We start from the raw sequence: 26,787 nt of genomic DNA on the forward strand, positions 1-26,787 counted from the left end.
TCGAAATTTTCAAGAACAAAAATTTGATTTTTTTTATGAAAATATTTTTTAACATTCGTATCAGAAAGACTAGAAAAATCACCCTAACCCTCACCTTATTTTGGTTAGTTTCACGGAAAAAGAAAAAAGAATCCCCGGGTTCTTAGAGGAATCTGAGCACTTCCATTGTGTATTCATGGATGTGGAAGGAGAAGTCTGTGAAGCAAACCCTTTATTTTTTATGCACACGGGTATCAAAGGACCGGTTTCTATCTATGATTTAATTGCCAGCGGTAGCAAATCGGAGATGGAAGAGCTATTGGATAGACTCCTTTCCAATCCTAAGGCGAAAGGTCATTTTCTAATGAGACTTGAATCAAGTAGCCTATCAGAGTCCATTTGGTGGGAGTTTTCCATGGTGGTTAACCAAGAAAAAGATCCTTTGGGATTTTTTGGGATAGGATTACCGCTTCATTATCTGGAAGACGGGCTTCCTTTGGAGCATTTGTTGGATCTTCTGGATTATGGGGTAATTAAGGTAGACTCTAAATTAAATTTATTGGAGTCGGACGCCTTTTCAGCAAAGCTTCTTCATTTGACAAGTAAAAAGAAAAAAAGGTTGGAGTCACTTCTAAGTTTCTTGCCTAAAGAACTCGATAAATTGAAGTCTTGGGATGATAAAGAGAAGTTTTTACAGCTTGAGGCCACAACCTTGAATAACGTGAGATTGAAGTTGACTTTATTGAAACAGGCAAAAGATATTTTGATTTTGATAGGTCCGGATTCAACAAACGGATGGTGGAAATCTCCTGAAGAATATATCACACAAGAGGCTTTGGAATTAATCCCGGGTCCGGTTTGGGTTGTCAATGAACAATTGATTCTCTTGCAAAGCAATTCAAAGGCGGCCTTAATTTCAGAACATTGGACGCATACACAAGCTGCTTTAGGGATGGAATTGAATTTGGGACAGCGAGTTGGTTTTTACGAAAAAATCCTTCAGAAATTCAATGAATTAAATAGATCCGAAGACCAAGGCTTTGATTGGAAGGTAAAAACCTTGGAAAAAACAGAATATTGGCAGTTTCGGATAAAGAAAGTAAATAAAAAAGGAGTGTTTTTGATTCAAGGGGTTGATTTGACTCCTTACCAAAAACGGGTGGAATATTACAAACAAGAAAATCAACAATTGCGAGAATTGGCTGTTCAGCCTTCCTATATTTTGCGATCCCCGCTTTCTTCCATGCTTGGTCTATTAGATTTGATTGATTCTCGCAAACTTGATTCGGAGAACAAAAAATACTTCGCCTATCTGCGGCCCTTGGCAGAAGAATTGGATCAAGTAATTCGAACGAACGCAAAGCAAGTTGCCCAGTTCGATTAAAAAATCCCTTCTAATCCGATTATTGCTAATTGAGGTTTTAATTCCACCACATTGGCTAATGAAACCCGTTCAGAGCTAATCCAAGAATTTCCATCAGGAGTAAACACAACACCCTCTGTTAAGCCCATGGGGAATTCGTCAATTTGAACCCGGCGGGAGTTTTCACCCAACAATCCATTTTGAATTCCATCCCATAAGGTTATATAACCTTGCAATGGAAGTTTATATCCCAATAAAATGACTTTCCCATTTATAGGATGAATGGTGGCTCCTGTCACTAGTTTATCAACCTGAAGTGTCTCCACCAACTCTGTACTGTAATTTCCAGGATCCGCAGGAAGCACATGATGGTCAGTGTCTTCACTTTCTCTGTTTTTGGTGAAAAGATGCAGTTTTCCCTCCCAAAATAAAAAAGCCTCGCAATCAAAGCGATGGTTTTCTCTGGGGCTAAAGTCGACTTGATCCGGGTAGTTAAAATTTATTTTTTCAGCGGTTACAGTTTCTTGATTTAAAATTTCATGCCAAGCGATTCTATAAATAGCTAAATCTTTGCGGGTACCTTGGTTATTCCCAAAATCTCCAACAAAAAGATGCGTCTCACTTTGGGCTAAACTCTCCCAGTCCCTATTACTTGCATTGGAAACAAGAATACTTCGTAGGACCTCTCCGGTATTTGGGTCAAGTTCATAAATCCGGTTTGGATTGTCCCCATCATTGATGGCAAAAAGCCGCCCTTCAAATTGAGCCAAACCGGAAGTTTCATTTTGGGATTCGTCTAAGGTGGCAATAGGAGCCAAAGGGAGGGTCAAAGGAAAACCATCTTCATCCAGCCGGATCGCTCCATCAAAAATGTAACTTGATTCAGGCCAAAGAATTCTGAAATTACCATAATCAGAAGCGTTTTGAAAAAGAGTGAGGTAATCAAAACTACCGGGGTTATCCACTTTTATTTTAAGAAATTGGTTCGATTTGGTGTAGACCCTAAAAAAGCCCTTCACTACATAGAAAGTTTGCTCAACAGGGCTGACGATTTGGGGGACAGTCATGGGGAAGTTTGGACTGATCTGGATCATTTCACTAAGACCTATCCCAGTGAGGTCCAAGTTCATTTGCTCTCCTTTTGCCTCAAATTCCCCCTGTATTTTGATCGGTAAAAAATTAGAGAACTCAGGTTGATTCGAAGATTCGTAGGTGTATTGATATTTACCATTTTTCAGAATGATTTTTTCATTCAGTGGTATTTGATTGGGGTCTACTACCAAAGACTTAGATTCTGAAGTTTCAAGATTTTTAAAACTCAGGTTCCAGATAGGCTCAAGGGTATGCTCAGTACTTTCCGAATAATTAGATAATTGAATTCGATTAAGCGTTACCTCTGTACTCCCAGAAGGAATAATTGGATTAGGAGTTGGCTCAATTGAGTCTTCACAGGAGACAAAAAAAACAATCGAAAAAAATAAAACTAATCTGGTTTTTATGTCCATGGCCTACAAAAACAAAGGTTAAAATTACATATTGTTTCCTGGAATCAATTTTAAAAGCGGGTAATTTTTTAAAGCAATTGAATAACCTGAATTCTTTGTTTGCTAGCTTTAACCGAAGGTTTTCTTTTACTGTGCCTCATTATTTGTTTTTGAAAAAAAGACCTTAGTAGGTTTTTTTTAGCCAACGACCTTTAGGGGTTGTAAAACTTCCTGAGAAAGAGAAAAGCCCTGATTATTTGAACTTCAAAAACAAAGGAGTGTAATAAGTAGTTGCTCTTTATAAATAAGCTAGGGATGAAAGAGTTATTGGAGGAAGTTAGAAAAAATGGAAATGGGAATGGTCAGGCTGCTTTAGAAAATCATTCCAAATTATTGATTAAAGATGCCATCTTCGTTCGCCATGAGGGATCTCTGGTTAAGGTTAAATTTGAAGATATTCTTTGGCTTCAAGGGGATGGAAACTACACGACTTTAGTATCTAAGAATTTTGTTGTTTCAGTCAGAAACATCCTTAAAGATTTTGAGGATGTGCTTCCCCGGGATCAATTTATGCGAATTCATAAAAGCTATATCGTTCGATTAGAAGAAATCGTAGCGATCGCAACCCGTGAGGTGAAAATAGGAGATCATACTGTTCCTGTTGGTCGTACTTATTATCACAAATTGATAGAAGGAATCCAAAAGCTAGGAGGAGAGTAACTTAAAGCCACAACAAGCTACTATCTCCATAGCTTAAGAACCGATAATCTTTCTCTAAAGCTTCCTCATATACGCTTTTCCAATCATTCCCGATCATTGAACCGATCAATAACATGAGGGTAGTTCCGGGTTGGTGAAAATTAGTGATCAAGCCTTCGATCATTTTAAATTCATAGCCTGGGAAAATAAAAATCTCAGTTTCTCCCATGATTTCTTTCTTCCCCTCTTTTTCCATTTGGTCAAGAATCGCCTGAAGTGCTTGGCTTTTTGAAGGAAGTTTTTCCCGGTCTTTGTAAGGGAATAGTTTTTCGACGTGAAAATCTGTCCCTGAATTCTCCAAAAGTTTCACGCCATACCAAAACAAACTTTCCAAGGTTCGCACTGAAGTTGTACCTACAGCGACTGTTTGGTTCTGATTTTCCAAAAGTTGCTGAATGGTTTTTTTCGTGAGGTGAATCTGTTCGCTATGCATGGGATGGAGGGTGACGTCATCCACTTTGATAGGTTGAAATGTTCCTGCACTCACATGCAAAGTGACTTGTGCCTCTTGAATCCCTTTTTGGCGGAGTTCTTCAAAGGTTTTCTCTGTAAAATGCAATCCTGCAGTCGGAGCAGCCACTGCACCTTCTTTTTCAGAATAAACGGTTTGATATCGGTCCTTATCAGATTCTTCTGCTTTTCGATTCAGGTAAGGAGGAAGAGGAATTTCTCCACTAGTTTCAACGATATCTACAAATGGGATTTTGGAAGAGTTCCAGCTGAATTCAACCCATCTTTTATCTCGATCGATCAGTTTTGCTTCTAAAATGACCTCTTTATTTTGTACAGTCAAGCGGCCTTTAAGAATTTCATCGGCTTTCCATTTTTTTGCATTTCCTATCATGGTTTCCCAAGTGACAGGAAAAGTAGCCAACATGATTTCAGGAATAACAGTGCTTGGTTGGACTGGATTCAAAAGGAATATTTCAATCTTGGCCCCAGTTTCCCGCTGGAAAATCAAGCGGGCAGGAATTACCTTGGTGTTATTATAAACCAACAAGGTGCCCTCCTCTAAAAATTGCGGTAAATCATAAAAGTGATGATGGGAAATTTGGCCTTTCCGATACTGTAACAATTTGGAATGATCCCTTTTTTCTAAAGGATATTTCGCAATTCGACCTTCGGGAAGCGTATATTCGTAGTCTTTAAGATTAACCTTCTGCACAGTTTTAAGCAATTTGGCTGCAAATATAGGTCAATCCTGATAACCCTTTCAAATTCTAGTCAAACGTATGTTCCTGAAGTTTACCTGTATTCCTAGAACCTTGGATTTTAAATTCGAAGCGGGAACTTCCCGTGGAGTTTTGACCTCAAGAAATACTTGGTGGATCAAGGCCGAAGCTACTTCCCATCCCGGTCGGATAGGTTGGGGTGAAGCTGCACCCTTGGTGAAATTGAGCGTGGATGCCATTCCGGATTTTGATGTTCAAATTCGACAGCTTTTAAAAGATTTTGAAAAAATTGATTTCGTAACTGATCAGGAAGCGGTTTTAGCTCAGATTCAAGAACTCGTTCCTGTCCATTTGCCTGCTTTCCGTTTTGGGCTAGAAATGGCAATCTTAGACTTAATCCACGGAGGGAAAAAGCGATTTTTCCAAAATGACTTTTTTGAAAAGGGCCAAGCAATTCCCATCAATGGCTTGATCTGGATGGGCGATAAGGAATTTATGCGCTCACAAATTGACTCGAAAATCAAAAAGGGTTTTTCCTGCATCAAAATGAAAATTGGAGCGATTGATTTTGAGGAAGAGATGAATTTGCTCAGGTACATTCGCTCGGCCTATGGAGCAGAAGATTTGGTTTTACGGGTGGATGCAAATGGTGCATTTTCTCCAGCAGAGGCATTAGGAAAACTTGAAAAATTGGCAAGTTTAGCCATTCACAGTATTGAGCAGCCCATTCGAGCCGGTCAGGTGGCGGAGATGGCACGTCTATGCCAAGAATCACCATTGCCGATTGCCTTGGATGAAGAATTAATTGGGGTTTCGGATAAATCCAGACTTTTGGATCAGATTAAGCCTCAACATATCATTCTCAAACCTACCTTGGTTGGAGGTTTTTTGGAAACTAGGGAATGGATCGGATTGGCCGAGGAAAGAGGAATAGGGTGGTGGATGACTTCTGCGCTAGAAAGTAATATTGGCTTGAATGCCATCGCACAGTTGGCCTCGAGCTATCAACCCACTATCCCGCAGGGATTGGGTACAGGACAACTTTACCACAATAACCTTTCATCTCCGCTTCTTATTGCAAAAGGAGAGATTCGCTATGATGGATCTATTCCTTGGGAAGAGCCTTCTTAATTAGTATTTAGAAATATCGAATAAATAAACAGGCTTTGGAACTGTGACTTCTAGGGAAATTGGTTTGAGCTTTCCACTTTCCTGATCTCGTTCGAAAACCACGATATTCTCTGAGGCTTGATGAGCTACTAGGACATACTTTCCATCTGCAGTCAATATGAAATTTCGAGGCATTATCCCTCCTGAAGGAACATGCTCAACCAGGCTGTAAGAACCATCTTCCTGCTTGGAAAAAACAGAAATCGTGTTTGCATCCCCTCGATTAGAAGCATAAATAAAATTGCCATCCGATGAAACCCGAACTTCAGCGGCTCCCACCGCTCCTTCAAAGCCTTCAGAAATTAGTGAAAGTCGCTGCTTGGATTGGAGTTTTCCATCTTTATAATCAAAGACTTCCAATACGGCAGTTAATTCCTGTACAACGAATACTTCGTTCCCACTTGGAGAGAAGCTAAGATGTCTAGGTCCGTCGCCCGGAGTCATGGGGATTTCTTCCAAAAGCTGAGCTGGCTCGGGATTTTCTTTGTTGAATTCGTAGCTATAGATTCGATCCGTTCCCAAATCGGCAACAAGCAAAAATTTCCCATCCGGGCTGAAATTTGCGCTATGAACGTGGGCTGCTTCCTGTCTGGCAGCGTTGATACTGCTTCCGCTATGTTGTATCAGCTGAACGGGAGTAAGGCTACCATCTTCCCGAACTTTGAGAATGGAGAAATTCCCTCCGGAATAATTACTAACCACCAAAAAGCCATCCCGGTATGCTATATGGCAAGGATGGTTTCCTTCCGTGTTTTTCTCATCAACCTTTTGAAGAGATTGGTGTGTCTCATCCCATTGGAAACTAAGAATTTGTCCTCCTTTTGGTCCTTCCGTTTCTTCAACTGCAAATACTCGCTCCTCATCGGCTAAGACAAAAGACGGATTGATAATTTCTGGAGCGATGGTCGAAATTGATAACGAATGATTTGAAGGAGAAAAAGTTAAAAGGCTGATGCCTTCTTCTGGGCTATCTGTATAAGATCCTATTAGAAACTCGTAATTCATGGATTTGATTGATTCGGAGGTTTTTGGCTGACATGCAAATGTGAGCAAGGAAATCAGAAGGAATGATAATTTTTTCATGCTGAAAAGTACAAAAAATGCAGGTTGAAATGAGTTTTAATATGGAAATGATTTGTCTTTTATTTTGAAGAAATGACAATTTTTTCGATAAAAAGGCGAATAATTTTTAATTTAAGCCTTACTAATTTAATCTTCCGAAATGTATACCACCTACGACATAGAAGTAGCCAAACGATTTACGATTTACAATTCGCTTTTTCTTGATTTACCGTTTGATAATATTTTCCGAACAGGGACAATGTTGCCTTTATTGGCAAATTCTTGTCAAAAAGGATTTGAAGAAGGCAAAACACCCCGGGAAATCATTGAAGGGTTTTTTGATGAATTGATGTCTCAGAATACCGAAAAAGAGCAAAATGATCTCCTTTTTCAAATGATCCAATATGTGGAAAGACAGGTCGTATTGTTTGACTCCATAGAAGACGCAGCCTATGAAAAAATAAATGATCTGGGAGGCAAAGGATCGATTAAGGCATTGATTACCCGAGCGGAAGGGGATCGGAAAAAGGAAGAGTTGATTGAAAAATTAAAAACCTTTTCTGTCAGACTTACTCTTACTGCTCACCCTACACAGTTTTATCCGGGAAATGTTTTGGGGATAATTACTGATTTGGAAGACGCCATTCGTCATGATGATATTGGACGAATCAACTTGCTTTTGCAGCAACTCGGAAAGACTGGCTTTATCAAGCGAGAGAAGCCAAGTCCATATGAGGAAGCAGTGAGTTTGATCTGGTATTTAGAGAATATTTTTTATCAAAGTGTGTCGGATATTATGATTCGACTTTTGAAAATGCTGGATCAGCCGCTTCATAGTTGGGAAAATCCAGGCTTACTGAAAATCGGATTTTGGCCTGGAGGAGATCGAGACGGAAATCCCTTTGTGACCCATCAAACCACCATGCAGGTGGCCGAGCGCTTGAAAAAATGGATTTTGAGATGTTATTATCGGGATCTTCGAAAGCTACGGAGGAGGCTGACATTTAAGCATGTGGAAGAAGTGATGATGCGGGTAGAGCGAGGAATTTATGATACCTTATTTGAAGAAAAACCTGTTTATCACAGTGCAGATCAATTGTTGGAAGAGCTTCTTTTGGCCCGTAAGGCTTTGATCAATCACCATGATGGCTTGTTCTTGGAATTACTGGACCAATTCATTTTAAAGGTTCGGATTTTCGGATTTCATTTTGCTTACATGGATATGCGACAGGATAGCCGGAAGCATGATGGGCTTTGGAATGAATTAATGGAAATTGAAAATAGCTCTTGGGAAGAGGATGAACTGAGTCAAATTGACCAGATTTTATCCTTAAAAAAACTTCCCAAAGTAGAGGCCTTCAAGGATGAATTTCATCGGGAAATGTTATTGTCCTTTGAAGCAATAGGGCATGTTCAGCGTGAAAATGGCGAGGATGCCTTACATCGCTATATCATTTCGAACTGTCAATCGGCAAAGCATCTTCTAGAAGTTTTTCAATTGGCAAAGCTAACATTGGATCAGGATGGAAAGGGACTTTCTTTGGATATAGTTCCTTTATTTGAAACTGTAGATGATCTTGCGGCTGCTCCTGAGATTATGCGCTTTTTGTATCAGCTTCCCGTTTACCAAAAGCATTTGGCGCAACGAGGAAATAAACAAACGATCATGCTTGGGTTTTCCGATGGAACCAAGGATGGTGGTTATTTAAAAGCCAATTGGTCAATTCTAAGAGCGAAGGAGGAACTGACACGCGTTTCCAAAGAAAATGGGATCGTAGTTGTGTTTTTTGACGGTCGTGGGGGGCCTCCGGCGCGAGGAGGTGGAAATATGCACAACTTTTATGCTTCTTTGGGAGAACAGGTGGAGAATGCCGAGATACAGGTGACCATTCAAGGGCAGACGATTTCTGCTAACTATGGAAAACAGGCTTCCTGTACTTATAATTTTGAACAATTACTAAGTGCGGGATTGGAGAATCATCTGTATTCCGATGAAGAACGCAATTTAACCGAGTCTCAGCGGGTTTTGATTGCCGAGCTTGCCGACAGTGGCTATGAAGCGTACAAGGAGTTTAAAAACCACCCTAAGTTTGTGCCTTATTTGGAATACGTGACACCGCTTAAATACTTTGGGATGACCAATATTGGCTCAAGACCTTTGAAGCGTGGAAAATCCGAGGGGCTGAAGTTTGAAGATCTTCGAGCCATTCCATTTGTCGGATCTTGGGCACAAATGAAGCAAAATATTCCAGGTTATTATGGGGTAGGTGCCGCTATTGCTGAAATGGAGAAAAAAGGACATTTGGAGGATTTGCAAAAGCTTTATCATTCCAGCTTGTTTTTTAGAACCCTTTTGGGGAATTCTATGCAATCTTTAAATAAGTGTTTTTATCCTGCAACTGCATATTTGAAAAATAATGCCGAATACAAAGAGTTTTGGGAATTGATGTTTGAAGAATATCAACGATCGATTGAAGCGATTAAAAAAGTGGCAGCGATGGATGAGCTGATGAAAGACAACCCGGTGATTAAAACCTCCATCGCTATTCGGGAAAAGATTGTTCTTCCTCTGATTACCATTCAGCAATATGCGATTCAAACCATGCTTGAAGACGGAAAAGATAAAGCGGTCTTGCAAAAGCTGATTTTGAGAAGCATGTTTGGAATTATCAACGCAGCGAGGAATGCAGCTTAGAAACAAATTTTATAAATATTAAAATGAAAAACGCCTCAGAAATTATTCTGAGGCGTTTTTGCTTTATCTCGAGTTGTTCTGGAAAATGTGCTTGATGCCAGAAGGTTTATTTGTACTCATCGATGAACGGAAGCTCTTGCTGTAAGGCGTTTCGAATGGTGTTGTGAATGTAATCATCTAGTTGGAGAAACTTGGCAGCATCCCGCGCAGACGTAACTTTCTTGAATTTCTTATAATACTTCTGATGGAGTTTTGCCAGGGAAGCATCATTTTTCAGGATTCGAGTAGCGAGGGAATTGGCAATTTCATTATCCAAGGATTCATAGGAATTCAGATATTCATCAATGACCAGCAATCTTTCCCGAGCTAATAATTGACGTTCAGCTTCATATTGTTGATAGATGGACCAAAATCCAGACTTGATGGATTCAGGAAGATCCATGACTTCGTCGACGATTTGTCTTTTTTCCATTCCAAACTCGGCCTGAATCAGGGTAATCTCATCGTTGACATCTTGACCAAAAGAAATGCCGGTGAACAGCAAGGAGGCGAAAATAAAAAGGCTGATTTTTTTCATAATAGGGGGGTAAATTTTGAAGTTGATGAAGTTATTATGGGATTGTTGTCATTGAATTCACTAAAAGGACTCGTTTATGTTAAGGTAAAATCCTGAATTTCCTTTTCGCCCAAAAGCATAATCAGCCGCAATTGTCGTTCGGTTGGCTTTATTGATCATGACACGTAATCCGAGACCATAACCAGGATTGATCGCTTCCAGGAGTTTCTCTCCATTAAACTTACTTCCAAAAGAGTTGGCGTTAAAAAAGAGCGTTCCTCCAAAAGTCTCTTTGTTTTGTTGTAGAGGAAAGCGGTATTCGATTTCAGAATAAAGCATTGATTCCCCTCTGAATCTTCCTTGAGCATAGCCTCGACCCGTTCTTCCAAACATGTCCCAACCTAAAGAGGGGAGGTTCATATAAGGTAAGTTTCCAGAGACCAAAAAATTACCATAAGCCCAGACTCCAACTAAATGTCGTTTGCGCTGAGAATTAAGATTGAAATAATGTCTATAATCTACCTGAAGGGTAGAAGAAGACTGATCAGACCCTAAAAAAGAAGGATTTACCTTGTAAGATACCCAGGCAAAATTCTTTTCATAAGGCGATACTGCAACATCTCGGTTTTCATACACTGCATTTAGGGTTAAGCCTGAGAGCGTGTAAGAATCAGTGTCAAATCCATGAGAAAGATTATAGGCGTCATGAGAGAATTGGCCCATAGGTGTTCCTTGCTCCTCAGTAAGGAAATTCTCGATCTTAGAATGAATATCCAAGTGATATCCAATGCCTAGGTAAAAATTAGTGTCCGATATGCGTTTTAATACGGCCTCGTAAAACCGAATTAGGGTAAAATCCATTTGCTGCTCACCCCATAGAACACCATTATTTGATGGGAAATAAGAATCTAACTGTACCTCATTCGGACTGCTGCTGCCTAATCCATAGGTAGGCTGTGAAGTGAGGAAATAGCGCCAGTCACCGATCAAGATGAGACTGTTTTCGCTAAGAAAAATATTGCTTCGTACACTAAAAATCCACTGTTTTTTGGTTGTGTAGAGTAGGTTCCCGACAAGATTTGAAAGTTTCGTGTTCTCAGGGCTGCCCATATACCAAGTAGCAGATGGAGCTAATCCAAACATCCATCCATTAGCTGGATTGGATGCTACTGCTGGCAAAGGAACCAGTTTGAAGTTATTGATTTTATTGGGTTGAAATCCCTGAGTGCTTTGGGAATAAGACACATGAAGAAGGCTCCAAAATAGAAGGGTAAGAAAGCTGGTCTTCATGCCGTGTAGGGTGTTTTTAGAAATCACTTATTCTTGATATGGTGTCCGCAAATAAGTTAGTAAACAATCCTTGATGTTCAGTTTTAAAGGAACAAAATTTTAATGAGTAAGGATAAGTTGAGGAGAAGGCAATTGTTAGGATTTTTTGAATAGTAACAAAAAAAGCTCCCGAAGGAGCTTTTACCATGTCTTCATCAACTAAACTATAAGAAAAGCTTTACTCTCCGTATGAGAAGCAAAACAAACTTTGACTATGGTAACTACAAATACTAAAAGGATATTGCTTAGGTTCTGGCTTTAGGACTTTTTATGATTTCAGGGAATTAAACCCGACGAATGGTTAATTTTCAGGATTAATTTTTTGCTTGAAAACGGACGTTTATTTAGTTCTGTTCAATAATCAGATATCGTCTCTTTTTACGGATATTTTGAGGAATTACATTCTGAAGAGAGCTACTTTGGATAAATTCTGAAACCATTTCTATTTCTTTTGTATTTTCAGGTTTTTAGCAACAAAACTTCATGAAGCATCTCGAAACTAGTTATCAAGCTCCCGATGGAGTGAAACTTTATCTTCAGGCCTGGATGCCCGAGAAACTAAAAGCCGCTTTGCTGCTTATTCATGGACTTGGGGAACATAGCGGAAGGTATGGATCATTGGTGAATGGTTTAGTAGAGCTGGGTGTGGCAGTTTTTACCTTTGATGGAAGAGGTCATGGCAAATCCGATCTGCCGAGTCCTAGTGCATACTTTAACTCATACCAGGATTATCTCGAGGATATTCATGCTTTATATGGAAAAGTGAAAGCCTACGTTCCCGGCGTTCCTAGTTTTATTTTTGGGCATAGTATGGGAGGGGGATTGACAGCAGCTTATGCTTTGAAGTTCCAACCAGAGGTCAAGGGAATCATTCTCTCAGCTCCTGCAATCAAAGAAGCAGAAGGAACTTCTCCGGTTTTGGTGGCTGTTTCGGGATTTCTAAATAAGATAGCCCCCAGGTTAAAAGCCTTAGCTTTGGATATTGAAGGGATCTCTCGAATTCCGGAGGAAGTGGAGAAATATAAAAGTGACCCTTTGGTTTATCAGGGAAAAATTCCGGTTCGAACTGGCTATGAACTCCTTCAGATGATGCGATATGTCCAATCTGAAGCGAATCAATTCGATTTTCCATTTTTTATGGCTCATGGCACCGCCGACCGACTCACGAATCCAGTGGGTTCCCAACTGCTTTTTGATGCTTCTCCTTCATCGGATAAAATATTTAAATCCTTTGAAGGCGCTTATCACGAATTACTCAATGACTCCGATCGCGATGAGGTGCTTCGGCATATTTTGGACTGGGTAAAGGAGCGGATGTAAGAAAAAATCAATTTTGGTATAAAGTTATATCCGGTAATTGTGGACGTTAATCATCTACGAAAAACGCTTGTCAGAGCTTCTGTACTCACGATATTTGCATATATAATTTCGGCTATGCTATACCGGGTTATTCCAAAATTTGATTTTTCGTTACTTGTAATTGGGGCATTGGTTGGCTTTAATTTGATTTATATGACTATCCAGTTAAGAAAGTCATTAGTCCAATATTTTTTTCTGATTTGGACAGTTCTTTTAAATGGAAAATTCTGAGCCAATACATTTTGAATATTCTTATTTTGACGATTTCTGTCTTGAGATACTAGATTCACTTATGCCTAGTAAGTTTTCTAACCTATTCTGAGATTACTTTTGATATTCTCAAACCTCCATCCCATTAAAAGGATTAAATCGTCTTCTTCCTACACCCATGGCTACGGCCCGACAGACAGTTTTGTCTCCATACTTGACATTGAGTCGGTCTAGGGCTTGGTAGAGGTTGATCTGCTCTTGGGTATCTTCGAAGAGTTTGATTTGATAATTGCCATAGACCAGGCTACTGAAGCGTACCCCGATCAGTCGGATGAGGAGACGGCGGCTGTAGAGCTTGCGGAAAAGCTCCTTCACAATCGGCAGGATGCTATGGTCTGCCGAAGTGTAGGGAATCCGCTGCTGCATGGTATGCGTCTCAAAGTCCGAATAGCGGATCTTCACACTCACACAGGCGGTCAGTTGTCCCTTCTGACGAAGTTTAGAGGCGAGTTGCTCTGTCATCGCCACCAGGGTCGCTTCCAGTAGTTGAACATCGATGGTATCTTCTTCGAAGGTGTTTTCGGAGGAAACCGACTTAGCTTCGGAGTAGGGGATAACGGGGTTTCGATCGATGCCATTCGCTTTTTCCCAGATCATCTTGCCATTTTTCCCAAAAGTTGCTTCCAGAAGTTGGGAAGGCATCTGCTGCAGGGTATGGACCTTTTTGACGCCCATGTTATAGAGCGTTTGGGAGGTTTTTTCGCCGATCATCGGAATTTTACGCACGGAGAGTGGGGCGAGAAATGGCTTTTCCTGCCCGTTGGGTACCTGCTTTTCATTATTGGGCTTGGCCTCGCCGGTGGCTACTTTGGAGACGGTTTTGTTCTCCGATAGTCCCATGGAAATATTCAATCCGCTCTCTTTGATGATGCGCTGCCGGAGTTCGTGGGCAAGTTTGAAGCAGCCGAAAAAGCGGTCCATCCCCGTCAGGTCTATGTAAAACTCATCGATGGAAGATTTTTCGAAAAGCGGGACGGTTTCTTTGATGATTTCGGTAACCTCATGGGATTTTTGGCTATATTTTTCAAAATCCCCCTTGACGATAACTGCTTCGGGACAGAGCTGTCTTGCCGTCCGCATGGGCATAGCGGAGTGCACGCCAAATTTTCGCGCCTCGTAACTACAAGAAGCCACAACGCCCCGGTCACTCGAGCCTCCGATTAGAATAGGCTTGCCATTCAGGCGGCTATCAAAAAGCCGCTCCACCGACACAAAAAACGTATCCAAATCCATATGTGCGATACTTCGTTTCCCCTCCATGGCTTTTTTGTTAATAATATTGTCATTATAATGTTTATAATTTAATCAATATTCTTACATTTGGGATAGGGAAGTGTCGGAAGTTGTCTTAATTTAATTGAACTATGTACCTCCATTCAAACATTAAATTTCTCCGAAAAAAGAAAGGTTTAACGCAGCTGGAGTTGGCGGAAAGGTTGTTGATTTCTCGCTCAAAATTGGCGGGATACGAACTGAATATTAATCCACCTCTTGAAACACTTGCTAGAATTTCTGACCAACTCGGAGTCTCGATCGACATTTTATTGCGGGAAGATTTAAGCTCCTATTCCGAATACAAACTCCGGGAATTACTGGAAACAGATAAATTTCTTCGTGGGCGAAAACTTCGAATCCTGTCGACAACAGTGGATGCGGATGGTAGAGAGCTGATCGAAGTCGTTTCGCAAAAGGCTAAAGCCAGTTATTTGGCTGGTTTTGCTGATCCGGAGTATATCTCAGAATTACCGCGATTTTCCTTGCCTTTTCTACCCATGGACAAAAAGCACCGGGTATTTCAAGTGGATGGGGATTCCATGTTACCAATTCCTGATGGAGCTTGGATCGTCTGTGAATATGTAGATGACTGGATGTCTATAAAAAATGGTGATCGCTATGTGATTGTCACAGAGCAGGATGGTGTGACCTTTAAAATCGCTTACAATCGTATTCAATCTGATCAAAAACTCCTACTCTGTTCCTCCAATCCGATTTATCCGCCTTTTGATGTAGAGATAGAGCAAGTTCGGGAGGTGTGGCGATATCGCTTGGTGATGAGTGAGTGAATTTTTGAAGAGGAATCTATTCATTTCCACCATTGGTTTATGGCTTTTGCTTTGACATGTATATCTTAAAGGCACAATAGACCTAAAAACCTGCTTTCATGAATTTTAGTCGTTTTTCAGGATGTTTGGTCCTGCTTGGATTGCTTTGGAACTGCTCCCCAAAAGATGTGGACCCCTTTGCTACCGTCAAACCCGATGAGACTCGCTTTACCAAAGTGACTTTGGTCGAAAAGCTTAACGAACCTATGGAACTCGAAGTCTTAGACAATGGGGATGTGCTTTTTATCGAGCGGGCTGGTTTGCTAAAATTATACGAAGCTGCTACAGGGGAGACAACTGTAGTCGGTGAACTGGATGTCTATATTGAAGGTGAAGATGGACTTTTGGGGCTTGCCAAGGACCCGAATTTCAATCAAAATCATTGGATTTATCTTTATTATGCTCCCAATAATTATAGCCCTGATGTTAACCGTCTTTCCCGATTTGATTTTGTCGAAAATCGTCTTGACCTAGGTTCCGAAAAAATAATGCTCGAAATCCCTGTCTTTCGAGGATGCTGTCACTCGGGAGGTTCTATTGAGTTTGATGCCAATGGACTGCTTTTCTTATCTACCGGTGACGATACCACCCCTTTCGAGTCAGATAATTACAATCCAATCGATGAGCGTCAAGACCGTCCTGCCAATGTAGATGCACAAAAAACCTCAGGGAACACCAATGATCTGCGTGGAGCTATCATCCGAATTAAGCCGGAAGCGGATGGAACATACAGCATTCCTGAAGGCAATCTTTTCCCTCCCGGTACACCTAATACCCGACCTGAAATCTACGTGATGGGTAATAGGAATCCCTATAGAATTTCTATCGATCAGCATACCGGGAATCTTTTCTGGGGTGAAGTGGGGCCGGATGCCTCTGTGGATTCGGCACGTAGAGGTCCCAAAGGTCATGATGAAATCAATTTAGCGACAAAAGCGGGGTTCTTTGGTTGGCCTTACTTTGTAGGAAATAATAAGCCTTATTGGAAATACGATTTTGAAACTCAGAAAAGTCTTTTTGAATTTGACCCCGCAGCTCCTGTCAATACCAGCCCAAACACCACTGGTTTAGAGCAATTGCCTCCTGCCCAGCCGGCATTGATTTGGTATCCCTATGATGAGTCGGAGGAGTTCCCTATGCTTGGCACAGGTGGTAGAAATGCCATGGCAGGCCCTGTCTATCATCGGGAGGATTATGAAAATTCAGCTGTTCGTTTTCCAGGCTATTACAATGACAAGCTATTTATTTATGATTGGATGCGAAACTGGATTTTCACTGTTTCTTTGACCGAAAATTTCGAATACGATACCATGGAGCGATTTATGCCTTCGACTGTATTTGATAAGCCCGTGGATATGCAGTTTGCTAAAGATGGTTCGCTTTATGTGCTGGAATATGGGACCTACTGGCGGGCACAAAATGATGATTCGGGCTTGTACCGGATTGAGTTTGCTCCAGGAAATCGCGAGCCTGTAGCCAAAGCCAACGCGAATCAGCGAACTGGAGCAGCCCCTCTTGAGGTAAATTTCTCTTCAGAAGGATCGATGGATTTTGACCCAGAAGATCAGCTGACATATTCTTGGGATTTTGGGGATGGTAGCTCGAGTAATAATACTCCAAACCCTTCCCACACTTTCGAAAAGCCGGGAATTTATCCTGTGACATTGACAGTCACTGATATGGAGGGAGAAAAAGCATCTTCGAAGCTTGAGATTCAGGTAGGAAATGAACGCCCTCAGGTATTTATCGAATGGGCCGGAAATAGCAGTTTCTATTTTGAAGATCAGCCTGTTCAGTATTCAGTGCAAGTTGTGGATCGAGAGGATGGAGAAATTGATTCTGAGAGAATTGATTTTTCCATTGACTACATCGCGGGGGGCTTTGATTTAATTCAGGCAGGCCATCAGGAGGAGCAAGTTTCTGTTGGAGAAAATTTTATCACGCAGGCTGGTTGTAAGGCTTGTCACGCCATTGCCAATGAATCGGTTGGGCCGACCTATCAGGAAGTTTCCGCCAAATATAAAGGCCAGTCTGACGCTAAAGACTACCTTATTGGGAAGATCCGAAATGGTGGTGGAGGCGTTTGGGGAGGCGAACGCATCATGCCTGGACATACCCATTTACCGGAAGAGCAAGTAGGGCAGATGGTTGATTTTATCTTGGCTTTGGAAGATCCGGATTACGGTAAAGTCTCCTGGCCCTTAGAAGGCGAGTTTTCCCCGGAGCAATCCGATAATCCGGAGGGCTATTATTTGGTTCAGGCAAGCTACACGGATCAAGGTGCTAATGAAATTGCTCCATTACGTGGGAATGCTCAATTGTTACTCCGCCATCCAGATATGAAAGCAGTTGCTGCAGATCGCTTTGAAAATACAGCTAAAGCCAATGCCAATGGACTGAATTTTGTGAGATTTACGCAGCGAAATTCCTGGATTGCATTTGACCAAATTGACTTGAGGGGAATAAGGCAAGTGGAGGTTCTTGTAAACCCTGCAGGGATAGAAGGTCGATTAGAAATTCGCCTTGGTTCTCCGACGGGTCCAAGGATTGGTATTTCAGAAATCCTCCGTCAGGGTGATCAAAAGGGATATTTTTTTGAGGTCATTCCGCTGAATAAAACCGAAGAAACTGCGGATATTTATTTTGTTCTAAAGACAGATTCCGGGATTTCCATTTGGAATACCTTTAATCTGGATCGAATTCTTTTCAAACGCTAAAAGGAGGGGAACTTTCTAGTTCCCCTTTTTCTTTTTATCAAAAATCAAGATCATGAAAGAATTTTGGGATACCCGTTATGCAGCTGAAGAATATGTCTATGGTAAAGAGCCTAATCGGTTTTTTCAATCTGAGCTCCTTGATTTAAAGCCGGGGAAAGCACTTTTTCCTGCAGAAGGAGAGGGTAGAAATGCTGTTTTTGCTGCTGAAAATGGATGGGAGGTTTGTGCTTTTGATATTAGTGAGTCTGCCAAGAAGAAAGCAGAAAAATTGGCCTTGGAGAGAGGGGTGAAAATCAATTATTCCGTTGGTACTTTGGATCAGATGAATTTTGAACAGGAGAGTTTTGATCTCTTGGTTTTGATTTTTGCCCACTTTCCGAATGAAATTCGATATGCTTTGCATCAAGGTTTGCTTGGTTTGCTTAAACCCGGAGGAACCTTGATTTTGGAAGCTTTTTCAAAAGAACATTTGGAATATAATTCCATAAATCCAAAAGCGGGAGGGCCTAGAGATGCCTCTATGTTATTTTCAAAAGAGGAGTTGGATAGGGATTTTGGAAAGCTGGAATGGTTATATTTTGAGAAGACAGTTACTGAAATGAAAGAAGGAGAATATCATGTAGGTCTGTCTTCGGTAATTCGCTTAGTTGCTCGCAAGTAGGATTGCTGTTTGGATTTTTCAACTAATTTTATAAATTCAAATAAACTTTTTAAATCATGGAGAAAAAGACTTGTTTTAATTGTGGTGCTCCCTTGCAAGGCCGATCTGATAAGAAGTTTTGTGATGATCAGTGTAGGAATAATTACAACTACAAACAGTATGCGGACAATAGCAATTTTATCCGGCGAATCAATCACAAAATCAAGAAGAACCGGAATATTTTAGAATCTTTCATTGCGAGCGGCGAGGATATGGCAAAAACCACCAAAGAAAGGTTGTTGAGAGAAGGTTTTGATTTTCAGTATTTAACGCATACAATTGAGACTAAAAAGGGTAGCGTTTATCATTTTTGCTATGATTACGGCTATTTGCCATTGGATGGGGATTGGTATTTGATTGTTCGGCGAAAGGAAAATTAAGCGAATTCTTTTTCAAGATAATCCACCGTTTTTTCGATTAATTGACCATGTCCCACGGGTAGGATTATCTCGCGAATCTGAGGGATTTTTGAAGAAAATCGATTTAGATTTTCATGAGTAACCATTTTGTCAAACTCTCCTAAAAATAAGTTGACAGGAATCTGACTACTTCTTGCCTGCCGGATGATTTTTCCTAAGTGAAGGTGAATTCCCCCAAAGACTTTCCAGGTAAAATATACATGAGCTCTTTGAGAGCGGGTTTCCATTTGGGTTTGCACAAATTTCACAATACTGCTTTCCAGTAAGCCGGCAGAATTCAAGCCGTTCATCAATCCGAAGAATAATTGTGGTCTAAAGACTACTCCTTTGAAAAATCCGTGAAAAGAACCCGGATAGCTGCTAATGCTATACCAAAGCCCTGTTTTTATTCCATCAGGTGCGAGTAAGGTTAAGCTCTGGACTTGCCTATCCAATAGCTCAAAGGTGAGGAGTGCAAACTTTCCTCCCATACTATATCCTATGAGATGAAATTTTTGAAAGCTTTCTTTTTCCTGAAGTTTATTGATAAATGCCTTCCAAATTGTTTTTGATAAAGGCTTTTGAGAATCAAACCATCGACTTTTTCCGTGGTAGAAATTATTGAGAAAAATAAAACGCTGCTGGGGCTTTCGAAGAAGGGAAAAGGCCTTCATATCTACCGAGCTTTGCCCAAATCCATGCAAGATTAGAAAGGTTTCTGTTCCTTCCCCATCTATGGAGTAGTGCAATTTTCCGTATGGGCTTTCAATAAAATTCATTAAAAATTAAAATCAGCTCCAAAATTATCAAAAATCAAATTTTAGTATCAGGTAAATGATAGAATACAAAATTTTGTATTATGAAAATACATATTTGTTCGAAACCGAACAATTTAATCTTTTTGAAGGAATTGTATTCCAAATAAAATTTTATAAAAAACTCAGGAAACTTTGAACATTGTAATCGTTTCCATAGTTTTGCAGGCTAAATAGAAAAAGTAGCGATGCGTGAAAAAATTTTGGAAGCGGCCATCGAGCAGTTTTCGAGGTATGGGGTACGCAGTGTGACCATGGATGATATCGCCAGGCACCTGGGGATTTCAAAAAAAACCTTGTATCAAGAATTTGCAGACAAAAAGGAGCTGGTAAAGATCGCCTTCGATCAGGTTTTAAAGCGAGATCAAAATATGATCGAGGTTATAATGAATGATTCGGATGATCACGTGATTGAAACCTTGGTTCATTTGTCAAGGATGATGCGTGAGCGATTGCAGTCCATCAATCCAATTACCATCATGGAAGTTCAGAAGTACTTTCCTGATGCCTGGCAAATATTTGTTCATCATAAAGAGGAGGTGATTCTTTCTCAGATGATGGACATCCTCGAACGGGGCAAAAAATTGGGCTATTTCAGACAGGAAATCGAAGTTCCTATTTTGGCAAGAATCCGGGTAGATCAGATTTCTGGAGCTATGGACTCGTCTAATTTCCAAGATGCCAATTATGATATCGTTAAGATCCAACTTGAAATGATGGATCATTTTCTTCACGGAATATTCACAGAAAAGGGACGTGAAGCTTATAAAACTCAGCAAGAAAAAACTATTTGAAACGCATTGAAATGAAAAAACTATTCATGCTCTTCCTGATTGGTTTTGCCCTGAATTTTCAGGCTAATTCACAGGAAATTGTAGAATTGACCCTAGAGGAGGCGTTGAATTTTACACTCGAAAATAATGTCGATGTAAAAAATGCCCAATTGGAGACCTTGATCTCAAAAGCAACGATCAAAGAAACGACCGCATCAGGGCTTCCTCAGATCACAGGTTCATTAGACCTAAATTACAATCCGGCTATTCCGGTCGTTTTCCTTCCCAACGAACCCCCGTTTGGTGACCCAAGTATTCCTGGAGATGTGATTCCTGCTCGATTTGGAGTGAGCTTTCAATCAAGTTTAGGAGTGAACGTTCGCCAGATGATTTTCGATGGGTCCTTCTTCGTAGGCCTTCGAGCAGCAAAAACCTACAAGGAATTGACTGATTTAGACAAAATCAAAACCGAGAATGATGCCATTGAGGCTGTTAAGAAAGCTTACTTCGGGGTCTTGGTAAATCAGGAGCGAATTCGATTAGCTGAAGCTAACTTAGCACGAATTGACACCTTACTCAATGAGACGCGGGCGCTAAATGAAGCCGGTTTTGCAGAGAAAATGGATGTTTCCCGAATTCAGGTTCAGCGAAACAATACCTTCTCTCAATTAGAGCGCAGTCGAACGGCCTTGGAAATCAGTGAGCAAATCCTAAAACTTCAAATGGGACTTCCTATGGAGTATGACGTTTTAATCACGGAGACCCTTGAGGAATTGAATCCAATCGAAGAGATCAATGCCCTTTTAATTGATGAAGGAAGAGAGCGGGTAGAAGTGTCTCAATTACAGACTAATATCGAACTCGTTTGGTTGGACTTGAAAAACAATCAATCCCAATACATGCCTACCATTGACTTCGTAGCGAATGGAATCCGATCTGGAGCTGGAAATTCGCTTGGGACTGTTTATGATAGCCAAAATTGGTTTGGTAGTTCCTTGTTGGGAGTAAGCATGCAGATTCCCATTTTCGACGGATTGTTGAAAAGTGCTAAAATTCAACGCAATCGAATTCAAATCCAGCAGCTGGAAAACCAGCGATATTTCCTGAATGAAAGTATTAAAAATGAAGTTTACACTGCCAAGGCAAACCTTCAAAACGAGTTGAATATTCTTCGTGTTCAGCGAGAAAATCTTGACTTAGCCAAGGAGGTCTATGACATCACAAAAATTAAATATCAAGAAGGCGTAGGATCCAACTTGGAAGTAGTGGAAGCAGATGCAGCCTTGATCGAGGCTGAAATCAACTATCTGACTGCTCTTTACGATGGATTGGTTTCCAAAGTCGATTTGGAAAGAGCCCTTGGAATATTAAAGAACGATTTATTGAACTAAACCAACACCCTTTCCCTCCGGGAAGATAGAAATCAAAAACATGAAAACAATTTTGAGATTTTTACCCATCACCTTAGTGGTTGTTTTGAGTTTCGGTTGTGCTGAGGATGAATCAGTGGAAGCAAAAAAAGCAAAACTTGAGGAGTTGAAAACGCAGGTGATCGAGCTGAATGGAACGATTCGGGACCTTGAAGCTGAACTCATGCAATTGGATCCAGAATTTGCCAAGCAAAATCAAAAATCTGTATTAATCACCACCGCAGATACTCGGAAGGAACGATTTGAGCACTTCGTCGAGGTTACAGGTTCTGTGCTTTCCAAGAAAAATGTAAGTATTTCCGCAGAGACCGCCGGACAAGTGTTGGAAATTCCAGCCATGGAAGGTATGCGGGTGACCAAAGGGCAAATTTTGGCAAGAATTGACTCCGAAGTTATCCAACGAAATATTGATGAGCTTGAAAACTCCTTGAGCTTGGCTACGACACTTTTCGAAAAACAAAAGAGACTTTGGGAACAGGAGATCGGAACGGAAGTTCAATACCTAGAGGCTAAAAACAGAAAAGAAGGATTAGAGCGGAGTCTTGCCTCTTTAAAGACCCAACTCGATAAAACCATGGTGAAAGCTCCATTTGATGGAACGGTAGAAACCGTAACTGTCCGATTGGGCGAATTGGTGCAGCCAGGTTCACCGATGTTTCAATTTGTAGGAGAAAGTGATCTGTTCATTGAGGCTGATATCTCTGAATCTTATGTTGGAGTATTAGGCAAAGGAGATTCTGTAAAAGTTTCTTTTCCTTCCATTGGAGAGGTGATTGAATCTCGGGTATCTGCTGTTGGTGCTATCATTAATCCTAATAATCGCACATTTAAAGTGGAGGTTTTTCTTCCAAAATTGGACTTAGTAAAGCCTAATATGCTCGCCATCCTCGATATCAAGGATTATGAAAATGAGGAAGCTGTAGTGGTTCCTTCTAAATTAATCTTGAGTGATAATCGTGGAGACTACGTTTTTGTCGTGAGGGAAGGAAAAGCAATCAAAACCTACGTACAGCGAGGAAAGACTTTTCAGCAGCAAACTGAAATTTTGGAAGGTTTATCTGGAGACGAAAAACTGGTAGATAAAGGCTTCCGTGAAGTGGGAGATAATTTTAATGTAACCATTGCACAGCAATAAGACATGGCCGAACAAACGAATTCGAAAACAACGAGAGAGTTTGGATTGACCAGTCTGAGTGTGGATAATTCCACCTCAGTCGTCATTCTAACGCTGATTATCACCGTCTTGGGATTGGGAGCTTATCGAACCATGCCTAAGGAGAGTTTTCCAGAAGTGGTTATTCCGACAGTTTATGTGGGAACACCCTATCCTGGTAACTCACCCGTGGATATGGAAAATCTTATTACTCGCCCCATCGAGAAGGAGCTCAAATCCCTCAATGATGTAAAAGATATCAAATCCACTTCAGTTCAGGATTTTTCATCGATCGTCGTGGAATTTAACCCTGGTGTTGAAATTTCTAAGGCAATTCAAGATGTAAAAGATGCGGTAGATAAGTCCAAAAGCGAATTGCCTTCAGACTTGGATCAGGATCCTAATGTCTTAGAAATTAATACCTCCGATTTCCCGATTATGAATGTGAATATTTCGGGAAATTATTCTGAAGCAGAATTGAAGAAATTCGGAGAGTATTTGGAAGATGAAATTGAAAAGCTTCCGGAAATTTCTAAGGCAGATTTAGCGGGTACTGTAGAGCGAGAGATTCAGATCAACGCCGATCCTTACAAGATGGAATCGGTAGGGGTAACTTTTGATGATATCGCTAATGCAGTTCGTTCAGAAAACGTGACGATTTCTGGAGGTAGTATCCGTGGAGGTGATTTCCAGAGAACCTTGCGTGTGGATGGAGAATTTACCGATCCCATGGAAATCCTCGATGTCATTGTTAAAACAGACAATGATAAAATCGTATATCTCCGAGATGTCGCAGAGGTAAAGGATACCTACAAGGATCGAAGTTCTTACGCTAGGATGAAAAATCTTCCTGTTGTAACGATCAATGTGGTAAAGCGAAGCGGCGAAAACCTCCTCAATGCAGCAGATCAAATCAAACAAATCATTGAAGAAACGAAAGCAAACCGTTTCCCTCCTGATTTGGAGATTACGATCAATAATGACCAAAGTAAGACTACTCGGACCCAGGTAAATGACTTGGAGAACTCTATCATTTTCGGGGTGATTCTCGTGGTTTTGGTGTTGATGTTCTTCTTGGGATTCCGAAATGCCCTCTTCGTGGGGTCTGCAATTCCATTGTCCATGTTTATCTCATTTTTGGTGCTCAATTCCTTCGGAATCACTTTGAATCTGATGGTGCTGTTTTCACTTATCCTTGCTTTGGGGATGTTGGTGGATAATGGGATTGTGGTCGTGGAGAATATTTACCGCTTGATGTCTGAAGGGAAATCACCTCTTCGTGCAGCGAAAGAAGGGGTAGGAGAAGTGGCTTGGCCCATTATTACATCTACAGCTACTACGTTAGCGGCCTTCTTGCCTTTGGCTTTCTGGGAAGATACAATCGGGGACTTTATGAAATACCTTCCGATCACCTTGATCATTGTATTGTCTTCTTCCTTGTTTGTTGCCTTGATCATCAACCCTGTTTTGACATCCATGTACATGAAGGTGGAGGATGTCAATAAAGTAAAATCCAAGCGGAAACCGATCACTGTATCTGGTGTTTTTCTAGTGCTTTCAATTCTGTTTTATTTGACTGGATGGACGGCAATGGGCTCCCTGGCATTGGTTTCGTCAGTGTTGACCTTATTTAATGTGTTCCTCTTGAGAGGTGCCATAAAATGGTTTCAAACAGTCTTTTTGGTTCGATTGGAGAATGTGTATGAGCAAATCTTAAATTTTGCCTTAAAAGGGAAAAGCCCGTATTTCTTCTTTGCGGGAGTGAATGTGCTCTTGATCCTGTCAGTTTCTTTATATTTCGTGAGAGCGCCAAAGGTGTTGTTTTTCCCTGATAATCAGCCTCAATTGGTCAATGTCTATGTAGAGTTTCCAATTGGTACGGACATAGAGGCGACCAATGCTTTTGTGGATGATTTTGAAGATCAAGTAGCGAATGTCTTAAAGGATTACCAAGACATCATCGATTCCATGATTTCCCAGGTTGGAGAGGGGACAGGCGATCCTACTGAAGGAAACTCTGGACAGGCAACGCCTCATAAGGCAAAAATTACCATTGGCTTTGTGGATTATATCGAACGGCAGGGAATCAATACCAATCAAGCCATGGAGAAGATCCGTGAATTGGCAGAAAACTATCCGGGCGTTCTGATTACAGTGGATAAGCAGCGAGCTGGGCCACCTGTTGGTAAGCCGATCAACATTGAATTTTCAGGAGAAGATTATGATCAGTTGATCAGTTATGTCAATCAAACCCTCGACTTCATCAATAGCAAGAATATTCCAGGGATTGAAGAATTGAAAACAGACCTTTCCTTGGGTAGTCCTGAGTTGATCGTGGATATCGATCGGGACAAGGCCCGTCGATTCGGATTGTCCACTTCAACCATTGCCACTGAAATGCGAACTGCGCTTTTTGGTTTAGAAGTTTCGAAGTTTAAGGAAGGGGAGGATGATTATCCCATTCAACTTCGATTGGAAGAAGAATACCGCTATAATATTGATGCCCTTGTCAATAAGAAAATTGGCTTCCGGGATAAATTTGGTACGAAGCGGGAAGTTCCTGTATCGGCAGTAGCTGATATTGAATTCAGTTCGACCTATGGCTCAGTGAAGCGAAAGGATTTGGAAAAAGCAGTTACGATTTATTCCAACGTACTGGATGGATTCAATGCTACGGAAATCAATAATACCATTCGCCAATATTTGGCCGGATATGATGTCCCGGATGGAATTACAGTGAAGTTTACCGGTGAGCAGGAAGAGCAAGCGAAATCCATGGAGTTTTTGGTTCGCGCCCTTGCAATCGCGGTGTCCTTGATTTTCTTGATCATTGTTGCACAGTTTAATTCTGTTACCACGCCATTTATTATCATGGCTTCTGTGGTTCTAAGTACCATTGGGGTGTTCTTAGGATTGGTGATCTTCAATATGGATTTTGTGGTAATCATGACTGGAATCGGGATTATTTCTCTTGCTGGGGTTGTGGTGAATAATGCGATTGTATTGATCGATTATACAAACTTGGTTCGTGCAAGGAAACGCGAAGCTTTAGGAATAGGAGATGATGAGGTTCTTTCTTACGCAGATTTGGTTGACAGTATTATCGAATCTGGAAAAACGCGACTTCGTCCAGTACTCTTGACCGCGATTACTACAGTGTTAGGATTGATTCCGCTTGCTATCGGGATGAATATCAATTTTGGCACTTTGTTGAGTGAATTTGATCCCCAATTCTATGTAGGAGGTGATAATGCAGATTTTTGGGGGCCGATGGCATGGACCGTGATTTTTGGGTTAACCTTTGCAACATTTCTTACGTTAGTGATCGTACCAGTTATGTATTTGTTAGCCGATAAGGTAAATATGAAACTCCGTAAGGTTAAAGCATGATTGATTTAAGGTTGGTGGTTTTTTAATTCAAAACCCCCGGGACATTGTCCACGGGGGTTTTTCATTTTCAAAGCGATTGGTTTTGGAATATCGCTATGTACTATGCTAGCT

At 40.9% G+C, this 26,787-nt stretch carries 20 protein-coding genes; 13 read left to right on the plus strand and 7 right to left on the minus strand.

What is annotated here, in order from left to right:
* Positions 1 to 100 precede the first annotated feature (100 nt).
* On the plus strand, positions 101 to 1,363 hold the full coding sequence (locus HWE15_RS03100) for a hypothetical protein (RefSeq protein ID WP_290506030.1): 1,263 nt from the start codon (positions 101 to 103) through the stop codon (positions 1,361 to 1,363).
* On the opposite strand, the gene HWE15_RS03105 is transcribed toward HWE15_RS03100, so the two are convergent.
* On the minus strand, positions 1,360 to 2,847 hold the full coding sequence (locus HWE15_RS03105; RefSeq protein WP_290506031.1) for a hypothetical protein: 1,488 nt from the start codon (positions 2,845 to 2,847) through the stop codon (positions 1,360 to 1,362). The two genes, HWE15_RS03100 and HWE15_RS03105, sit on opposite strands and share 4 nt — an antisense overlap.
* 294 nt (positions 2,848 to 3,141) lie before the next feature.
* Between HWE15_RS03105 and HWE15_RS03110 the strand changes: the two genes are divergently transcribed.
* Entirely contained in the window at positions 3,142 to 3,546 is a 405-nt protein-coding gene (locus HWE15_RS03110; protein ID WP_290506032.1) for a LytTR family DNA-binding domain-containing protein, read from the plus strand.
* Position 3,547: 1 nt separating this feature from the next.
* On the opposite strand, the gene HWE15_RS03115 is transcribed toward HWE15_RS03110, so the two are convergent.
* Positions 3,548 to 4,762: an S-adenosylmethionine:tRNA ribosyltransferase-isomerase gene (locus HWE15_RS03115; protein ID WP_290506033.1), complete on the minus strand. Its 1,215-nt coding sequence runs from the start codon at positions 4,760 to 4,762 to the stop codon at positions 3,548 to 3,550.
* A 55-nt stretch (positions 4,763 to 4,817) separates the two neighbouring features.
* Between HWE15_RS03115 and HWE15_RS03120 the strand changes: the two genes are divergently transcribed.
* Positions 4,818 to 5,888, plus strand: coding sequence for an o-succinylbenzoate synthase (locus HWE15_RS03120; RefSeq protein WP_290506034.1), 1,071 nt, complete (start codon positions 4,818 to 4,820; stop codon positions 5,886 to 5,888).
* Here HWE15_RS03120 and HWE15_RS03125 read toward each other — a convergent pair whose 3' ends face one another.
* On the minus strand, positions 5,889 to 7,010 hold the full coding sequence (locus tag HWE15_RS03125) for a lactonase family protein (RefSeq protein WP_290506035.1): 1,122 nt from the start codon (positions 7,008 to 7,010) through the stop codon (positions 5,889 to 5,891).
* Between the two features lie 139 nt (positions 7,011 to 7,149).
* Here HWE15_RS03125 and HWE15_RS03130 point away from each other — a divergent pair, with 139 nt between their 5' ends.
* Positions 7,150 to 9,684: a phosphoenolpyruvate carboxylase gene (locus HWE15_RS03130; RefSeq protein WP_290506036.1), complete on the plus strand. Its 2,535-nt coding sequence runs from the start codon at positions 7,150 to 7,152 to the stop codon at positions 9,682 to 9,684.
* Positions 9,685 to 9,790: 106 nt separating this feature from the next.
* Here HWE15_RS03130 and HWE15_RS03135 read toward each other — a convergent pair whose 3' ends face one another.
* Positions 9,791 to 10,261, minus strand: a complete 471-nt coding sequence (locus HWE15_RS03135) for a hypothetical protein (RefSeq protein WP_290506037.1) — start codon at positions 10,259 to 10,261, stop codon at positions 9,791 to 9,793.
* Positions 10,262 to 10,321: 60 nt separating this feature from the next.
* Positions 10,322 to 11,530 (minus strand): BamA/TamA family outer membrane protein, encoded by a 1,209-nt coding sequence (locus HWE15_RS03140; protein WP_290506038.1) that lies wholly within the window; start codon positions 11,528 to 11,530, stop codon positions 10,322 to 10,324.
* 522 nt (positions 11,531 to 12,052) lie between these two features.
* On the opposite strand from HWE15_RS03140, the gene HWE15_RS03145 reads away from it, so the two are divergent.
* Positions 12,053 to 12,889, plus strand: coding sequence for an alpha/beta hydrolase (locus HWE15_RS03145; RefSeq protein ID WP_290506039.1), 837 nt, complete (start codon positions 12,053 to 12,055; stop codon positions 12,887 to 12,889).
* Between the two features lie 378 nt (positions 12,890 to 13,267).
* Here the strand turns inward: HWE15_RS03145 and dinB are convergent, their stop codons facing one another.
* The gene (dinB, locus tag HWE15_RS03150) at positions 13,268 to 14,458 is read right to left on the minus strand and encodes a DNA polymerase IV (protein WP_290506040.1); all 1,191 of its coding nucleotides are present in this window, start codon (positions 14,456 to 14,458) and stop codon (positions 13,268 to 13,270) included.
* 104 nt (positions 14,459 to 14,562) lie between these two features.
* On the opposite strand from dinB, the gene HWE15_RS03155 reads away from it, so the two are divergent.
* The 4 genes from HWE15_RS03155 (at position 14,563) to HWE15_RS03170 (ending at position 19,097) form a co-directional block, all read left to right on the plus strand.
* The gene (locus tag HWE15_RS03155) at positions 14,563 to 15,261 is read left to right on the plus strand and encodes a LexA family transcriptional regulator (RefSeq protein WP_290506041.1); all 699 of its coding nucleotides are present in this window, start codon (positions 14,563 to 14,565) and stop codon (positions 15,259 to 15,261) included.
* A 98-nt stretch (positions 15,262 to 15,359) separates the two neighbouring features.
* A complete protein-coding gene (locus HWE15_RS03160) occupies positions 15,360 to 18,017 on the plus strand; it encodes a PQQ-dependent sugar dehydrogenase (RefSeq protein WP_290506042.1) in 2,658 nt (885 codons plus the stop codon).
* Between the two features lie 52 nt (positions 18,018 to 18,069).
* A complete protein-coding gene (locus HWE15_RS03165) occupies positions 18,070 to 18,678 on the plus strand; it encodes a bifunctional 2-polyprenyl-6-hydroxyphenol methylase/3-demethylubiquinol 3-O-methyltransferase UbiG (protein WP_290506043.1) in 609 nt (202 codons plus the stop codon).
* Positions 18,679 to 18,734: 56 nt separating this feature from the next.
* Positions 18,735 to 19,097 carry a DUF2116 family Zn-ribbon domain-containing protein gene (locus HWE15_RS03170; RefSeq protein ID WP_290506044.1) on the plus strand — a complete coding sequence of 121 codons (363 nt, stop codon included), beginning with the start codon at positions 18,735 to 18,737 and terminating at the stop codon, positions 19,095 to 19,097.
* Here HWE15_RS03170 and HWE15_RS03175 read toward each other — a convergent pair.
* A complete protein-coding gene (locus HWE15_RS03175; protein ID WP_290506045.1) occupies positions 19,094 to 19,894 on the minus strand; it encodes an alpha/beta hydrolase in 801 nt (266 codons plus the stop codon). The genes HWE15_RS03170 and HWE15_RS03175 overlap by 4 nt on opposite strands.
* A gap of 224 nt (positions 19,895 to 20,118) precedes the next feature.
* On the opposite strand from HWE15_RS03175, the gene HWE15_RS03180 reads away from it, so the two are divergent.
* The 4 genes from HWE15_RS03180 to HWE15_RS03195 are packed head-to-tail and all read left to right on the plus strand — an operon-like array spanning position 20,119 to position 26,676.
* Positions 20,119 to 20,724: a TetR/AcrR family transcriptional regulator gene (locus HWE15_RS03180; protein WP_290506046.1), complete on the plus strand. Its 606-nt coding sequence runs from the start codon at positions 20,119 to 20,121 to the stop codon at positions 20,722 to 20,724.
* A gap of 11 nt (positions 20,725 to 20,735) precedes the next feature.
* Positions 20,736 to 22,094 carry a TolC family protein gene (locus HWE15_RS03185; RefSeq protein WP_290506047.1) on the plus strand — a complete coding sequence of 453 codons (1,359 nt, stop codon included), beginning with the start codon at positions 20,736 to 20,738 and terminating at the stop codon, positions 22,092 to 22,094.
* 40 nt (positions 22,095 to 22,134) lie between these two features.
* Positions 22,135 to 23,268, plus strand: a complete 1,134-nt coding sequence (locus HWE15_RS03190) for an efflux RND transporter periplasmic adaptor subunit (protein WP_290506048.1) — start codon at positions 22,135 to 22,137, stop codon at positions 23,266 to 23,268.
* Positions 23,269 to 23,271: 3 nt separating this feature from the next.
* Positions 23,272 to 26,676 carry an efflux RND transporter permease subunit gene (locus HWE15_RS03195; protein ID WP_290506049.1) on the plus strand — a complete coding sequence of 1,135 codons (3,405 nt, stop codon included), beginning with the start codon at positions 23,272 to 23,274 and terminating at the stop codon, positions 26,674 to 26,676.
* The last annotated feature ends 111 nt before the right edge of the window (positions 26,677 to 26,787 follow it).

Origin of the sequence: Algoriphagus sp., from assembly GCF_013373065.1 — a bacterium.
Taxonomy (GTDB): domain Bacteria; phylum Bacteroidota; class Bacteroidia; order Cytophagales; family Cyclobacteriaceae; genus Algoriphagus.

Bases quoted from the DNA above. Each gene is read 5' to 3' on its own strand.
- HWE15_RS03125 (WP_290506035.1), bottom strand. From the start codon at position 7,010: ATGAAAAAATTATCATTCCTTCTGATTTCCTTGCTCACATTTGCATGT.
- HWE15_RS03105 (WP_290506031.1), bottom strand. From the start codon at position 2,847: ATGGACATAAAAACCAGATTAGTTTTATTTTTTTCGATTGTTTTTTTT.
- HWE15_RS03185 (WP_290506047.1), top strand. From the start codon at position 20,736: ATGAAAAAACTATTCATGCTCTTCCTGATTGGTTTTGCCCTGAATTTT.
- HWE15_RS03130 (WP_290506036.1), top strand. From the start codon at position 7,150: ATGTATACCACCTACGACATAGAAGTAGCCAAACGATTTACGATTTAC.
- HWE15_RS03110 (WP_290506032.1), top strand. From the start codon at position 3,142: ATGAAAGAGTTATTGGAGGAAGTTAGAAAAAATGGAAATGGGAATGGT.
- HWE15_RS03135 (WP_290506037.1), bottom strand. From the start codon at position 10,261: ATGAAAAAAATCAGCCTTTTTATTTTCGCCTCCTTGCTGTTCACCGGC.
- HWE15_RS03140 (WP_290506038.1), bottom strand. From the start codon at position 11,530: ATGAAGACCAGCTTTCTTACCCTTCTATTTTGGAGCCTTCTTCATGTG.
- HWE15_RS03160 (WP_290506042.1), top strand. From the start codon at position 15,360: ATGAATTTTAGTCGTTTTTCAGGATGTTTGGTCCTGCTTGGATTGCTT.
- HWE15_RS03195 (WP_290506049.1), top strand. From the start codon at position 23,272: ATGGCCGAACAAACGAATTCGAAAACAACGAGAGAGTTTGGATTGACC.
- HWE15_RS03180 (WP_290506046.1), top strand. From the start codon at position 20,119: ATGCGTGAAAAAATTTTGGAAGCGGCCATCGAGCAGTTTTCGAGGTAT.
- dinB (WP_290506040.1), bottom strand. From the start codon at position 14,458: ATGGAGGGGAAACGAAGTATCGCACATATGGATTTGGATACGTTTTTT.
- HWE15_RS03155 (WP_290506041.1), top strand. From the start codon at position 14,563: ATGTACCTCCATTCAAACATTAAATTTCTCCGAAAAAAGAAAGGTTTA.
- HWE15_RS03165 (WP_290506043.1), top strand. From the start codon at position 18,070: ATGAAAGAATTTTGGGATACCCGTTATGCAGCTGAAGAATATGTCTAT.
- HWE15_RS03145 (WP_290506039.1), top strand. From the start codon at position 12,053: ATGAAGCATCTCGAAACTAGTTATCAAGCTCCCGATGGAGTGAAACTT.
- HWE15_RS03190 (WP_290506048.1), top strand. From the start codon at position 22,135: ATGAAAACAATTTTGAGATTTTTACCCATCACCTTAGTGGTTGTTTTG.
- HWE15_RS03120 (WP_290506034.1), top strand. From the start codon at position 4,818: ATGTTCCTGAAGTTTACCTGTATTCCTAGAACCTTGGATTTTAAATTC.
- HWE15_RS03170 (WP_290506044.1), top strand. From the start codon at position 18,735: ATGGAGAAAAAGACTTGTTTTAATTGTGGTGCTCCCTTGCAAGGCCGA.
- HWE15_RS03175 (WP_290506045.1), bottom strand. From the start codon at position 19,894: ATGAATTTTATTGAAAGCCCATACGGAAAATTGCACTACTCCATAGAT.